Genomic DNA, 12,580 nt, shown 5'->3' on the forward strand with positions numbered 1-12,580 from the left:
ACAACCTATTAACATAAATTTTATACTTAAGTGACAAAAGAAAGATCTATCTCGTTTGGCGTTCAATAATTGAGCACTTGACAAAAAAAGTCGTGATTAAGAGGGAAATACTGCAAAAATGCCATCGCATAAGGCTGTGTATTGCGATAATCTCAGGGTATGTAAATCAACCAGATAGACCATGAAAACTGTATCTCGCTCACATAAATTAGATAACGTTTGTTACGACATCAGAGGCCCCATTGCTGCGCAAGCACGTAAAATGGAAGACGAAGGACACCGCATATTAAAATTAAATATCGGTAACCCTGCCCCGTTTGGGTTTGAAGCCCCTGACGACATCGTAAAAGACGTGATCCATAACCTGCCCACGTCTCAAGGATATTCAGACTCGACAGGAATTTATGCCGCCCGTGTAGCCGTGATGCAGTATTATCAGCAGCGCAATATCAAAGATATTCGTGTAGACGATGTTTACATCGGTAATGGCGTATCTGAGCTAATAATGATGGCGATGCAAGCGTTGCTTAATCATGGCGATGAAGTGCTTATTCCAAGCCCTGACTACCCGCTTTGGACCGCAGCAGTAAGTCTGTCGTCAGGCTCACCTGTTCACTATCGCTGCGACGAGCAAGCAGGCTGGTTCCCAGACATTGACGATATAAAAAGCAAAATCACTAGCAAAACCCGCGCAATTGTACTGATTAACCCTAACAACCCTACAGGTGCGGTGTACGACAAAGCTCTCCTGCAAGACGTGGTTGAAGTAGCCCGCGAGCACGGCTTAGTAGTATTTAGTGACGAGATTTACGACAAAATACTTTACGATGAAGCAAAGCACACCAGTATTGCATCACTGGCTGACGACGTATTTTTTGTTACCTTTGGCGGGTTAAGTAAGAACTACAGGGTAGCCGGTTTTCGCTCAGGTTGGCTCGTTGTGAGCGGTAATAAACGTTTGGCGTCTGACTATATAGAAGGGCTTAACATACTGTCTTCAATGCGAATGTGCGCAAACGTCCCCTGCCAGAGCGCAATTCAGACAGCGCTAGGCGGCTATCAGAGCATTGACGACTTAGTGAAAGAGAATGGGCGCTTGCGCATTCAACGCGATGTAACCACAGATATGCTGAATGGCATTGATGGCATTTCTTGCGTAAAACCCAAAGGTGCTATGTATTGTTTCGCCAAGGTAGATGAGAAGAAATTCAACATTCAAAACGATGAGCAGATGGTGTTAGACTTATTGAGCTCTGAAAAGATTTTATTGGTACATGGCCGCGCTTTTAACTTAACCGAAGGCACGTATTTTAGGTTAGTGTTTTTACCTCACAGCGATGTATTAGTGCCAGCACTTCATCGAATTGGAAACTTCTTTAGAACCTATAAGCAAGGGGCATAACGTGTCTGATAAAAGCCACTTCTTTGCGCATTTAGCACGTTTGAAGCTAATCAATCGCTGGCCGCTAATGCACAATGTGCGCACGGAAAATGTTCAAGAGCACAGTTTGCAGGTGGCCATGGTTGCCCACGCCCTAGCCTTAATTAAAAATAAGTTCTTTGGCGGTACACTTAATCCAGACCGAATCGCAACAATGGCGATTTTTCACGACGTCTCCGAGGTACTTACGGGCGACCTTCCTACGCCGGTGAAATACTTTAACCCTGCAATAAAAGAAGAATACAAAAAGATTGAAAAAATAGCCGAGAACAAGCTAATAGAGATGGCACCTGAAGCGTTTCGCGAAGATTATGCTGCGCTTATAGACCACCATTATCATAGTGAAGAAGAAGCCTTTATTGTAAAAGCGGCAGACGTGCTTTGTGCTTATCTGAAAACTCTTGAAGAGCTTGCGGCGGGTAATCAAGAGTTTAAACTGGCTAAAAAAAGATTAGATAAAACCCTTAAAGAGTATCAATCTGAAGAAGTGGATTACTTTTTGACGCGTTACGTTCCTAGCTTTTCTTTAAGTCTTGACGAAATTACGCAAGACGATTTGTAAGAAAATAAACAATGGCGTGAAATCCATCATATTGTCGTTACAAGAGCAATAAACAGCATAGCAGCGAGGTTTTTTTGGCAACAAGCGAATGGGAACTAGCACTACACGAGCGCCGTTTACCCCGTAGCGAAACACGAGACGGCGATCATCGTAATCCGTATCAGCGAGATAAAGCGCGCGTGCTTCACAGCGCTGCATTCCGTCGCTTGCAGGCGAAGACCCAAGTGTTGGGCGTAGGGCTGAGCGACTTCTATCGTACACGCCTTACACATTCTTTGGAAGCCGCCCAAATTGGCACTGGAATTACTGCACAGCTATGGGTGAAATTTCCCGATATCGCTAGCTCTTTGGCTCTCGACCCCACACTTATTGAAACCCTATGTCTAGCTCACGATATTGGCCACCCGCCCTTCGGGCATGGCGGTGAAATTGCGCTCAATTATATGATGCATCAATACGGCGGGTTTGAAGGAAACGGACAAACCTTTAGGATCATTACTCAGCTTGAGCCCTATACCGCCGAGCACGGCATGAATTTATGCAGAAGAAGCGTATTAGGCTTGGTAAAATACCCTAACTTTATTGATGCTCTTCATAGTAAGGGGCCTGTGCCTGAACGCCCTGTATCACTTCGCCAAGTTAAGGCTCACGACTGGCATCCGCCCAAGGGTCTGTTTCGCTGCGATGAGTCTTTATTCGACTGGCTGCTTTCGCCATTTAGCAATCAAGATAAAGAAACGTTTATGCAGTTTACGCCTAAATCCTCAGGCCACAGCAAAACGCAATTTAAATCTTTCGACTGCTCAATTATGGAGCTCTCTGACGATATCGCCTATGGCATTCACGATTTGGAAGACGCCATTGTTATGGATATGGTCAACAAGCATCATTTTGTTGATGATGTGACCATACCACTTAAGGCCCTAGACGTGCCTTGGTTATCAGACAATATAGAAACGCTGACCAACAAACTATTTAGCGCAGCACATCACGAAAGAAAGAATGCTATTGGGGCACTGGTAAATAGCTTTATCACGGCCATTGAAATTAAAGGTGTGGAGGGTTTTGCTCATCCGTTACTTGCGTTCAACGCCGTGATGCCGGAAAAATTTGCAGAAGCCTTGGAGCTATTTAAACGTTTCGTGTTTAACAAAGTAATACGCCGCCCTGACGTACAGCTTCTTGAATATAAAGGGCAACTGGTGGTTATGGAGCTATTTGAAGCATTTGCGTCAGATCCCGACCGCCTTCTCCCCGAAAACACACAAGAGCGCTGGCGCAAAGCCAGTGAGAACGGTAATGGAATGCGCGTTCTCGCCGACTATATATCAGGTATGACGGATGAATTTGCCTCTCGCCTATACAGCAATATCTTTTCCCCAAAACAAGGCGGCATTCAAGATAGTTTGCATATGTAAGATTGTTTGCTCTTCAAATTTTAACTTTGCTAATTTAGTTGAAATAAAAAGGCCGAACTCACGGTCTTTTTGCTATATCGAACTCAGTAAATAACAACTTTATTGAAACTTACTCTTATCATTTACGTAGTGAACAGTATTCAGTTGTCTAGACGACGTTAAAGTAAGTCTGCCATTTTCCAATAGTAAGGTGATGTAAATGCCAAAACCATTTAAACCCTCAGTGAAGTTGAACGAAAGCCATGTGACTGATGAAAGCGTTTATATGAATCGCCGTTCATTGCTCAAATCTATGGGCTTTGTGGGCGCGTCCACACTGTTAGCAAAGTCAGCGGGGGCTGCCGGTTGGTTTTGGGAAGATGAGGAAGAAAAAGCTGCGTTTAAAGGGAAAGCGCTTGAGTTTAGCCAACCACCTAAATTTCAAATAGCGGAAACCCGTACGCCTGAAGATAAAGTCACCAGCTACAATAATTTTTACGAGTTTGGTACCTCTAAAGACGCACCTGCCCAGAATGCGACTGAATTTCAAACCAACCCGTGGACGTTAAAAATTGAAGGCATGGTGAAAAATCCCATTGAGCTTGATCACGATGCCTTAACAAAACGCTTTCCGTTAGAAGAGCGCATTTACCGCTTGCGCTGCGTTGAAGCATGGTCAATGGTAGTGCCATGGATTGGATTTGAATTGGGGGCTTTACTCAAGCAAGCTGACCCGTTGATGTCGGCTAAATATGTAGCATTTGAAACCCTATACGATCCGAAACAAATGCCTGGCCAGCGAAGCCGCTTTACCGGTGGCGGTATTGATTACCCTTACGTTGAAGGTTTGCGTATTGATGAAGCCATGCACCCGTTAACGCTCATGTCGGTTGGTCTTTACGGGAAAACGTTGCCACCTCAAAACGGCGCTCCTGTTAGACTTGTTGTGCCTTGGAAATATGGCTTCAAGAGCATTAAGTCTATTGTGAGAATTCGACTTACCGACAAGAAGCCTCCTACCACATGGAATAGACTAGCCGCCAACGAGTACGGTTTTTACGCCAATGTAAATCCAAACGTATCACATCCACGATGGAGTCAAGCGAGTGAACGCAGGATAACCACGGGAGGGCTTCTCGCAAGAAATCGTATCGACACCCAAATATTCAACGGCTACAGCGAAGTTGCGCCGCTTTATAAAGATATGGACTTAGCGCGTTATTATTAACGTCGCTGTAGCTAGACAATAAACTCATCAATTTGCACGGGCATGTATGCTGAATTAGCGTTGTTTTTACGACATGCCTGCCGTGACACTAGTAGGTTTCATCATTAATGACATTTAGAAAAAAGCCCTTTCGACTTACCCTCTGGCAGCGTCGCGGGCTAAAGGCTTTTATTCACATATTTGCTCTGGGTTACATCACATGGCTGTTTTTCGCAGGCGTTACCGACCAGCTTGGTCCAGATCCAGTCAACACGCTTATAAACGAAACGGGAACCTGGGCAATTCACTTTCTATTGCTAACACTTACCCTAAGCCCACTTGCAAAATGGCTCCCAAGCCCTGAACCGATGCATTTCAGGCGCATGATTGGGGTTTACACCTTTGTGTATGCCTTTGCACATCTGTTCACTTATGTATTCTTTGAATTACAGCTTGATATGGCGTTAGTCGCTAGCGAGCTAGTAAGTAGGCCCTACATAATCGTTGGCATGGTAGCGTTATTTCTTCTTTTTGCACTCACCGCTACGTCGTTTAAGCGTATACAGCGCATCATGGGAAGAAAGTGGCAAAAGCTTCACAACAGCATTTACCTGATACTGCCCCTCGCACTTCTTCATTTTAGCTGGTCGCAGAAAACGTTTTGGCAAGAGCCCGTTTGGTATTGGATGATTGGACTGATATTAATGAGCCCAAGATTGAAGCATTGGTATGTTACGTACCAAAAAAAAAGCCAAAAGAAGTCTAAAGACTAAAGCGCGGTGGCGAGAGAACATTAAAGCCGCAAAACTTATTAAACAAGCACATAAAGCAGCGCGGCATAGCGTGCTGTTTTACTTATGGTCACGGCGAGCATAAAGAACCATAGTGGGCTTCTGAGTACACCCGCTACAAGCGTAATCGGATCGCCAATAATAGGTACCCAGCACAAAAACAAGCTCCACTTCCCCCACTTTGTAAAAATATCACTTGCGCGTTTAAACGCCGCATCGCTCACTTTTAACTTTTGCGTCGCAATTTCTTTTCCGAACCTAAAACCCAACACATAATTAACCACCGAGCCAAGTACATTTCCGACAGAAGCTATAATAAGCAGCAATAGGCCATTTAAGCCACTACTGTATAAAGCGCTCAGGACAACCTCAGAACTAAAAGGCAAAATAGTGGCAGCTAAGAATGCCGACAAAAACATACCTACATAGCCTAAATGTATTAACGCGCTCAATTTTCCTCCAATTCTATACAGTAGTTTTCTATGTAAAATTCGCGCGCATGTTACCTCAACACGCGTCTGAATACTTCCTAAAGAGTAAGCACAACGAAAAAACCATTATCTTTTATATAGTTACTGAAAAACCACCAATTTGTGTGAAAAAAGTACAACTAAATACTTGCCAAAACGCTCTTTTATTAATACTGTATACACATACACACTGTATATGCGAACAGTATTTATAAACAACGGTATTTCTTAAGTCTTCTTCATAAGCTTGAGGGCAAATACAAAAGGGTTTTACAATGGACACATCTCCAGTTTCACGATTCAATGCTTTGCGCGCTTCGGTTTCAAATGTAGTTCAACTTCCTTTACCTATTGAAGGGTTTCCTGGCGAAAAACAAGGTAATGGAAAAGGAAGTAACGACAAAGGTTGGAATTATCTGCTTTCAAACACGGTGTCGTTTTCAAAAACCGTAGATCACGCTATTCGTATTCAAAAGCCTGAAAAAGAAAAAATGCCAGAATGGATCAGCAAACTTATTACTGGTGGACAGTGTAAAACCCTGTATGTAGAAAACATCGACTTGGATCTTCAACCAACAGACAGTGAAATGATCAGAAAACTTTGCAAGCTTTACTCAGTAAGCTTGGTCAATGTTCGTGTTGACAGTATTAACGACGAAAAGAATGTTGCATTAGGCCCGTGGTAAGAGTTGACTTATTAATGCCTAGTTACGCTAAGTAATAAATTAGCGTTTATATTCTCTCACTTCTTAGGCACGGATTGCCTGAACTCGATTAATACATCAATTATTTACTCTCAAAAAAGTTGGGGCTTGCGTAACTTATTATTATACTGTGGCGCTTTGTTATTCCCTTATGCTGTGAGTCTTCCTATGCGCTGTTACTGTTGCTCGTCAAAATCCTTCAAAGAATGCTGCGAGCCTTTCATCAAAGGTGAGTCATTACCTCATTCTGCAGAGCAACTTATGCGTTCACGCTTTTCGGCCTACGCTACAGCACATTATCACTATATTTTAGACACCTACACCAAAGAAAAGCAGCAGGCTCTCTCTATAGAGGACTTGACCAGTAGCGCACAAGGCGCTAAGTGGTTCGCGCTGAAAGTTCACCCCACTCTTGCGGCTAGCTCCTTAGATAGCACCGTAAATAGCTTTGTAGATGACTCGGTAAATAAGCCTTTAAATAATTCGATAAATAGCTCGGTTTACGCTAACACTGATGTTGAGGAGGCGACTGACGCTGAGCAAAACACCAAGTCTAATCTCAATGACAACACAACAGTTGTCGAATTCACTGCGTACTACTTCGAAAATAAAAGCATGTATCAGCTTCACGAAACATCAAACTTCATTGTCGAAGATGGTAAATGGCGTTATCACGATGGTGAACTTCACGAAGACTGCGGCAAAATTAAGTATGGAAGGAACCTTCCTTGTGTTTGCGGTAGCAATAAGAAATTTAAACAGTGCTGTGCTCTTAAAAACCGCTGATAAACCAACACGTCAAATTTATTACTGAAAAACCATTGCTCAGCAGCAACGTTTAAACCTTACGGTACTTAAAGCAGAATAAACACGGTTTTTTAGTCTTGTTTACTTTTAAAACAAAGTTATAGTATAAATTATGCTCGGTTTTGTGATGGATTCCATTGCTGCTGGTATCTTTTATTCGCGCTTTTGCATTAAACAAAACAGAACAATTTAAAATGTAAAACAAGGAAAGTTATGACTCGTATCTTAAAAATTGCGACAACTATTACCGCTACTACATTACTATTAGGATGTGGAAGTGATTCAGATAGCATTATCGATGAACTTAACGCAAACCGCGCAAAGTGGGAAAGTGCGAACATCGAGAATTACCAGTTTGAACAACAAGTCTCATGCTTTTGTGTCGACGAAACTACGCTTCCCCGCTTAGTATTGGTAGAAAATAAACAAGTTTCATCTCAAACCATCATTGATGGAAACGTTGCCTTACCCCTAGATGATGCAAATACAGAAAGCATTGATAGTTTATTTGAACGCATTGCGCTTGAAGAAAGCCGTGCAGATTCTCTGTCCGTTGAATATGACGCCGAACTTGGTTATCCAACAAAAATCGACGTCGATATCAATCAACAAACCGCAGATGATGAATACACCATATATGTGAGTAATGTGGTTCGCGCTGACGATGTAGCCTGTACGGCAACAATTGAAAAAGGCCTTTTGCTTTCGGTAACCGACCAAGCTACACAATTACCTGTTGCGTGCGGTGTTACAGCTACAGCAATAGAAGACGGGTTTTCTGAAACCATTGTTAATAATGATGCGTTGTGCGAAGACAGCGACTCAATAGCTATGCTAGACGAGCGCGCCGGCTTTTATACGCTATCAGTTCAAAAACAAGGCTATCAAGACTTTCAAATGGAAAACTTAGGCATTGGTAGAGACCTATGCCATGTATTAACCAGAGAGCTTAATGTAGAGTTAATACCTGAATAGCTTTGGCAGTTTAACGCACACAAAAAAGCCTGAATATTATTGTATTCAGGCTTTTTTACGCCGGTGCATTATGTAAATTAACGTAGAGACTTAGCTAGCGATCTACGTTATGGAACAAGCACCATCTTACCTTTAACCTCACGGTTCATAACTTTAGCCATGGCCTTCGTTGCTTGTTCGAGCGGCAGTGCTTCATCTACCACAACCTTAACTTTGCCTTGCACGTACCACATTAAAAGCTCTTGCATGTTTTCAGCAAAGCCTTTCGGATCGTGCTGAGTAAATGAGCCCCAAAATACGCCCATAACCGAGTAGCCTTTTACCAGCGCTAAATTGACTGGGAATTTCGGGATCTCACCGCCTGCAAAGCCAACCACAAGCAAACGCCCTTCCCAAGCCATACTTCGACTGCATGCGTGGAAGGTATCGCCGCCAACGCATTCGTAAACAACGTCTACGCCTTTGCCACCCGTCACTTCTTTAAGTGTTTCCTTTAAATCTTTCTCTTTATAATTAATTAGAACATCAGCACCATACTCTTTAGCGAGCGCTAACTTTTCCTCTGTTGAGCATACCGCAATAACTTTGGCGCCCATGATCTTGCCTATTTGCACAGCAGCCAAGCCTGTACCGCCAGCCGCACCGGTTACAACCAGTGTTTCGCCTGGCTGCAGTTTTGCGCGCTGCTTTAATGCGTGATGGGCAGTCGCATGTGCAGTTACAAGGGCTGCGCCTTCGTTAACATGAATAGGATCCGGCAGCGGCATTACATGAGTGGCTGGGATTAATGCTTTTTCTGCATAACCACCTAAATTCGACAATGCGATAACACGTTGGCCTTCTTTTAAGTGACTCACGCCTTCACCCACCTGAGCAATGGTACCAGCGACTTCGTTGCCAGGAATAAACGGAAAGTCTGGCTGCATTTGATACAATCCTTGCACCAACAGCCCATCTGGAAAGTTGACCCCTGCAGCTTCAACGTTTACTACCACATGGCCTTTTTTTACTTCTGGATCTGCCACATCTTTAAATTGTAGATCGTCAAGCGGCCCAAAAGATTCGCATACAATTGCTTTCATACTGTCTCCAGTTAATTTGTTCGACCTGCATGCTTCATTTAGCATGGCAGGTCATTAAATACGTTATATGGCGTTTATTCGCTTTGGTGTATAGTTTGGTTCGCAATTTGCGCCAAAGGACGCACCATCGCGCCTAATTGCATGGCCTTCTCGCTTGATGCGTTGCCATCGTGGGCGCGCTTTACAACACCTTGTAAAATAGCGGCTAAACGGAAAAAACTAAATGCGAGGTAGAACGTCCAGTTACTTATGGCATCAATGCCTCTTCGCTCACAATAAGCCTTGATATATTCTTGTTCGCTCGGAATACCCAACTGCTTTCTGTCAAGCCCGCCTAATCCCGCTGCATGTGCTATATCAGAAGGAAGGCGTAGCTGCATGCATTGATAGGCCAAGTCGGCATATGGGTGTCCCAAGGTAGAGAGCTCCCAGTCTAATACAGCAACCACTTGCGGTTTGTCGGTATCAGACATATTAAACATCATGTTATCTAATCGAAAATCACCATGTACCAACGACACTTGTCCGTCATCCTCTGGCAGATTTGCTTCCAGGTAGTGGATAAGACTTTCAATTTCTTCAATATGCTCAAGTTCAGAAGCCCGATACTGCTTTGTCCAACGGCTTAGCTGACGTTCGAAGTAACTACCAGGCTTGCCATAATCGCTCAACCCAGCGCTTTCAATATCAACACTGTGAAGTGCAGCCAACACGCGATTCATCTCGTCATACATCGCACCGCGGGTATCAGAAGACGCTATTTCAGGTAATGCGCTATTCCAATATATTTCGCCCTCAACAAACGCCATGATGTAAAACATGCTGCCGATAACACTGGTATCTTCACACAAATGATGAGCTTTAGGCACAGGCACCTGAGAGTCTTGTAGTGCGTTGATAACGCGAAACTCTCTGTCTACCGCATGAGCAGACTTTAGTAATTTACCTGGAGGTTGGCGGCGCAAGACATACACGCCGTTATCTGTGGTGAGCTTAAACGTAGGGTTCGACTGTCCACCCGCGAACTTTTCTGCGCTTTCAACGTGCCCAATACTGGGGCACGCTGTAGATAGATAGTTGTTTAGCGCCACTAAATCAATTGCATGTGGGGCATTATCTTTTGACACACTCACTCCTTATGCACTTTTTATGCGTTTTTTTCGGCAATCAAATTACGGCCTAACTGCATCATGTGAACTTCATCAGGGCCATCAGCTAACTTAATCGTGCGTGCATAGGCGTACATTGCAGATAGCACGAAGTCTTGACTGGTGCCAGCTGCGCCATGCATCTGAATGGCTTGGTCAATAACTTTGCATGCCATACTTGGCGCTACAATTTTGATAGCAGCAATAAGATCACGAGAAATCTTATTGCCATAGCGGTCCATCTTGTCAGCCGCTTTCAACGTAAGTAGACGAGCCTGCTCAATATCACAGTGCATCTGGGCAATGTTTTCCCTAATCGACTGCTGTTTCGACAAAGGCTTTCCGAATGCTACGCGCTGTTCAACTCGCTCACATGCCATATCTAGCGCGCGCTGCGCACATCCAATAAGGCGCATGCAATGGTGAATTCGACCCGGTCCCAAGCGCCCTTGCGCAATTTCGAAACCACGACCTTCACCTAGTAATAAGTTCTCAGCTGGAACACGTACATCTTCAAACAAGACCTCCGCATGACCCACCGGCTCATCGTAATAACCCATCGCCGCCATGGGGCGAACAATAGTTACGCCTTTTGTATCCATTGGGACCAAGATTTGCGACTGCTGCTGGTGACGAGGTGCATCGAAATCCGTTTTACCCATCACCACCATAATTTTGCAGTTTTCGTTCATGGCACCGCTGGTATACCACTTACGACCATTAATAACGTACTCGTCACCATCGCGCTTAATTGAGGTTTCAATGTTAGTCGCATCACTCGAAGCTACCGCAGGCTCAGTCATTGCGAACGCCGAGCGAATTTCACCGTTAAGTAACGGCTCTAGCCACTGCTTTTTATGCGCTTCATTGCCATACTTAGCGAGCACTTCCATATTGCCGGTATCAGGCGCACTACAGTTAAAAATCTCAGCACTAAACAACACACGGCCCATTTCTTCGCACAGCGGCGCATACTCGGCATTTGTCAGGCCTGCACCATAGGGCTTATACTCTTCAGGCAAAAACAAGTTCCAAAGGCCCGCATCTTTGGCTCGTTGCTTAAGCGTTTGCATCATTTCAGGGGTTTTCCAACGACCTTCACCGTTGTTCGCAGAACCACCTTCTACGGCGTGAATATATTCCTTTTCAATTGGATACACTTCTTCTTTCATAAACGCTTTTAGCTTTTCTAAAAGTGCTTGGGTCTTTTCATTATATTCAAAGTTCATAATTGCCCCATTTAGCTGTAGGTAATGGCGTGCAACCTGTCAATCACATCCAGGTGAGGTACGCTGTTGAAGTTATTTAAATGAACGCCCCGCGAATTAGCGAAGCATTGTGAAAAACTGGCGTTGCGTATTTGCAAGTTCATATTGATAACCGTGGCGGCATCATAGCCAAGAATGTGTTTAAGCATCATCGCGATAGCACCTCCAGAACTAACCACCAGCACCCGTTTAGCATCAAGGTTTTGAAGGTGAGTAAGCATTGAATAAACGCGCTCTTCAAACTCGCTCCATGTTTCATCGAGAAGATCATGCGCTAATTCGTCTTGCGACCACGCAAGCATGGCCTTTTTAAGCAGTCGATAATACTCGGCAGGTGATACGCCCTCTGGCACTTTCGCGTCTGGGTAGCGTGATAAATACGCTTTCGCTACGGCTTGAAAATTGAATTCGTTCAAGGCGCTATTAACTGTGACGTCAGGAAGAGAATATCCGTTTGTAGAAATACCTTCGGCAATGCCATCTTTGGTTTCATGATGCCGCACCATATCACCAGAGAAAACCGCATCGAACTGAATATTGCGATGTTTAAAATAATCTCCAAGCCAGATAGCTTGCTGCCCACCCAATTCGCTCAGTTTGTCGTAGTTCGCTTTACCAAAAGACGCTTGGCCATGGCGTACTAGATAGATGTCTGTCATACCGCTGCCTAATGTTATTAATATGTTAACTTATCAAATCACATACTAAGGAAAACAACGTTATAAGTT

Annotated in this window: 13 protein-coding genes; 8 read left to right on the forward strand and 5 right to left on the reverse strand. The window is 44.0% G+C overall.

Annotated features, from left to right (window positions below):
• Positions 1–181 precede the first annotated feature (181 nt).
• The 5 genes from C6Y39_RS04325 (at position 182) to C6Y39_RS04345 (ending at position 5,380) form a co-directional block, all read left to right on the forward strand.
• Complete coding sequence (locus C6Y39_RS04325) at positions 182–1,402, forward strand: pyridoxal phosphate-dependent aminotransferase (RefSeq protein WP_014976750.1); 1,221 nt, start codon at positions 182–184, stop codon at positions 1,400–1,402.
• A gap of 1 nt (position 1,403) precedes the next feature.
• Complete coding sequence (yfbR, locus tag C6Y39_RS04330; RefSeq protein WP_105930095.1) at positions 1,404–2,003, forward strand: 5'-deoxynucleotidase; 600 nt, start codon at positions 1,404–1,406, stop codon at positions 2,001–2,003.
• Between the two features lie 74 nt (positions 2,004–2,077).
• Positions 2,078–3,421 (forward strand): anti-phage deoxyguanosine triphosphatase, encoded by a 1,344-nt coding sequence (locus C6Y39_RS04335; protein ID WP_105930096.1) that lies wholly within the window; start codon positions 2,078–2,080, stop codon positions 3,419–3,421.
• 199 nt (positions 3,422–3,620) lie between these two features.
• Positions 3,621–4,628 (forward strand): protein-methionine-sulfoxide reductase catalytic subunit MsrP, encoded by a 1,008-nt coding sequence (gene msrP / locus C6Y39_RS04340; protein ID WP_105930097.1) that lies wholly within the window; start codon positions 3,621–3,623, stop codon positions 4,626–4,628.
• A gap of 107 nt (positions 4,629–4,735) precedes the next feature.
• Complete coding sequence (locus C6Y39_RS04345; protein WP_105930098.1) at positions 4,736–5,380, forward strand: protein-methionine-sulfoxide reductase heme-binding subunit MsrQ; 645 nt, start codon at positions 4,736–4,738, stop codon at positions 5,378–5,380.
• Between the two features lie 38 nt (positions 5,381–5,418).
• Here C6Y39_RS04345 and C6Y39_RS04350 read toward each other — a convergent pair whose 3' ends face one another.
• A complete protein-coding gene (locus tag C6Y39_RS04350; RefSeq protein WP_105930099.1) occupies positions 5,419–5,817 on the reverse strand; it encodes a YqaA family protein in 399 nt (132 codons plus the stop codon).
• Positions 5,818–6,143: 326 nt separating this feature from the next.
• Between C6Y39_RS04350 and C6Y39_RS04355 the strand changes: the two genes are divergently transcribed.
• The 3 genes from C6Y39_RS04355 (at position 6,144) to C6Y39_RS04365 (ending at position 8,354) form a co-directional block, all read left to right on the forward strand.
• Positions 6,144–6,554, forward strand: coding sequence for a deoxyguanosinetriphosphate triphosphohydrolase (locus C6Y39_RS04355; RefSeq protein WP_105930100.1), 411 nt, complete (start codon positions 6,144–6,146; stop codon positions 6,552–6,554).
• A 186-nt stretch (positions 6,555–6,740) separates the two neighbouring features.
• Positions 6,741–7,358 (forward strand): YchJ family protein, encoded by a 618-nt coding sequence (locus tag C6Y39_RS04360; protein WP_105930144.1) that lies wholly within the window; start codon positions 6,741–6,743, stop codon positions 7,356–7,358.
• A gap of 234 nt (positions 7,359–7,592) precedes the next feature.
• Positions 7,593–8,354 (forward strand): DUF6174 domain-containing protein, encoded by a 762-nt coding sequence (locus C6Y39_RS04365; RefSeq protein WP_105930101.1) that lies wholly within the window; start codon positions 7,593–7,595, stop codon positions 8,352–8,354.
• A 107-nt stretch (positions 8,355–8,461) separates the two neighbouring features.
• On the opposite strand, the gene C6Y39_RS04370 is transcribed toward C6Y39_RS04365, so the two are convergent.
• From C6Y39_RS04370 to C6Y39_RS04385, 4 genes are all read right to left on the reverse strand, one after another.
• Positions 8,462–9,436: an NADPH:quinone oxidoreductase family protein gene (locus C6Y39_RS04370; RefSeq protein WP_105930102.1), complete on the reverse strand. Its 975-nt coding sequence runs from the start codon at positions 9,434–9,436 to the stop codon at positions 8,462–8,464.
• A gap of 74 nt (positions 9,437–9,510) precedes the next feature.
• Complete coding sequence (locus C6Y39_RS04375; RefSeq protein ID WP_105930103.1) at positions 9,511–10,563, reverse strand: phosphotransferase family protein; 1,053 nt, start codon at positions 10,561–10,563, stop codon at positions 9,511–9,513.
• Positions 10,564–10,583: 20 nt separating this feature from the next.
• Positions 10,584–11,813: an acyl-CoA dehydrogenase family protein gene (locus C6Y39_RS04380; RefSeq protein ID WP_105930104.1), complete on the reverse strand. Its 1,230-nt coding sequence runs from the start codon at positions 11,811–11,813 to the stop codon at positions 10,584–10,586.
• A gap of 11 nt (positions 11,814–11,824) precedes the next feature.
• Positions 11,825–12,511, reverse strand: a complete 687-nt coding sequence (locus C6Y39_RS04385; protein ID WP_105930105.1) for a histidine phosphatase family protein — start codon at positions 12,509–12,511, stop codon at positions 11,825–11,827.
• Positions 12,512–12,580: the final 69 nt, after the last annotated feature.

This window comes from Alteromonas gracilis (assembly GCF_002993325.1).
GTDB classification, from domain to species: domain Bacteria; phylum Pseudomonadota; class Gammaproteobacteria; order Enterobacterales; family Alteromonadaceae; genus Alteromonas; species Alteromonas gracilis.

Excerpts from the sequence above, each read along its gene's own strand:
- C6Y39_RS04355 (WP_105930100.1), top strand. The coding sequence starts at position 6,144 with ATGGACACATCTCCAGTTTCACGATTCAATGCTTTGCGCGCTTCGGTT.
- C6Y39_RS04365 (WP_105930101.1), top strand. The coding sequence starts at position 7,593 with ATGACTCGTATCTTAAAAATTGCGACAACTATTACCGCTACTACATTA.
- C6Y39_RS04380 (WP_105930104.1), bottom strand. The coding sequence starts at position 11,813 with ATGAACTTTGAATATAATGAAAAGACCCAAGCACTTTTAGAAAAGCTA.
- msrP (WP_105930097.1), top strand. The coding sequence starts at position 3,621 with ATGCCAAAACCATTTAAACCCTCAGTGAAGTTGAACGAAAGCCATGTG.
- C6Y39_RS04325 (WP_014976750.1), top strand. The coding sequence starts at position 182 with ATGAAAACTGTATCTCGCTCACATAAATTAGATAACGTTTGTTACGAC.
- C6Y39_RS04385 (WP_105930105.1), bottom strand. The coding sequence starts at position 12,511 with ATGACAGACATCTATCTAGTACGCCATGGCCAAGCGTCTTTTGGTAAA.
- C6Y39_RS04350 (WP_105930099.1), bottom strand. The coding sequence starts at position 5,817 with ATGTTTTTGTCGGCATTCTTAGCTGCCACTATTTTGCCTTTTAGTTCT.
- C6Y39_RS04345 (WP_105930098.1), top strand. The coding sequence starts at position 4,736 with ATGACATTTAGAAAAAAGCCCTTTCGACTTACCCTCTGGCAGCGTCGC.
- C6Y39_RS04360 (WP_105930144.1), top strand. The coding sequence starts at position 6,741 with ATGCGCTGTTACTGTTGCTCGTCAAAATCCTTCAAAGAATGCTGCGAG.
- C6Y39_RS04370 (WP_105930102.1), bottom strand. The coding sequence starts at position 9,436 with ATGAAAGCAATTGTATGCGAATCTTTTGGGCCGCTTGACGATCTACAA.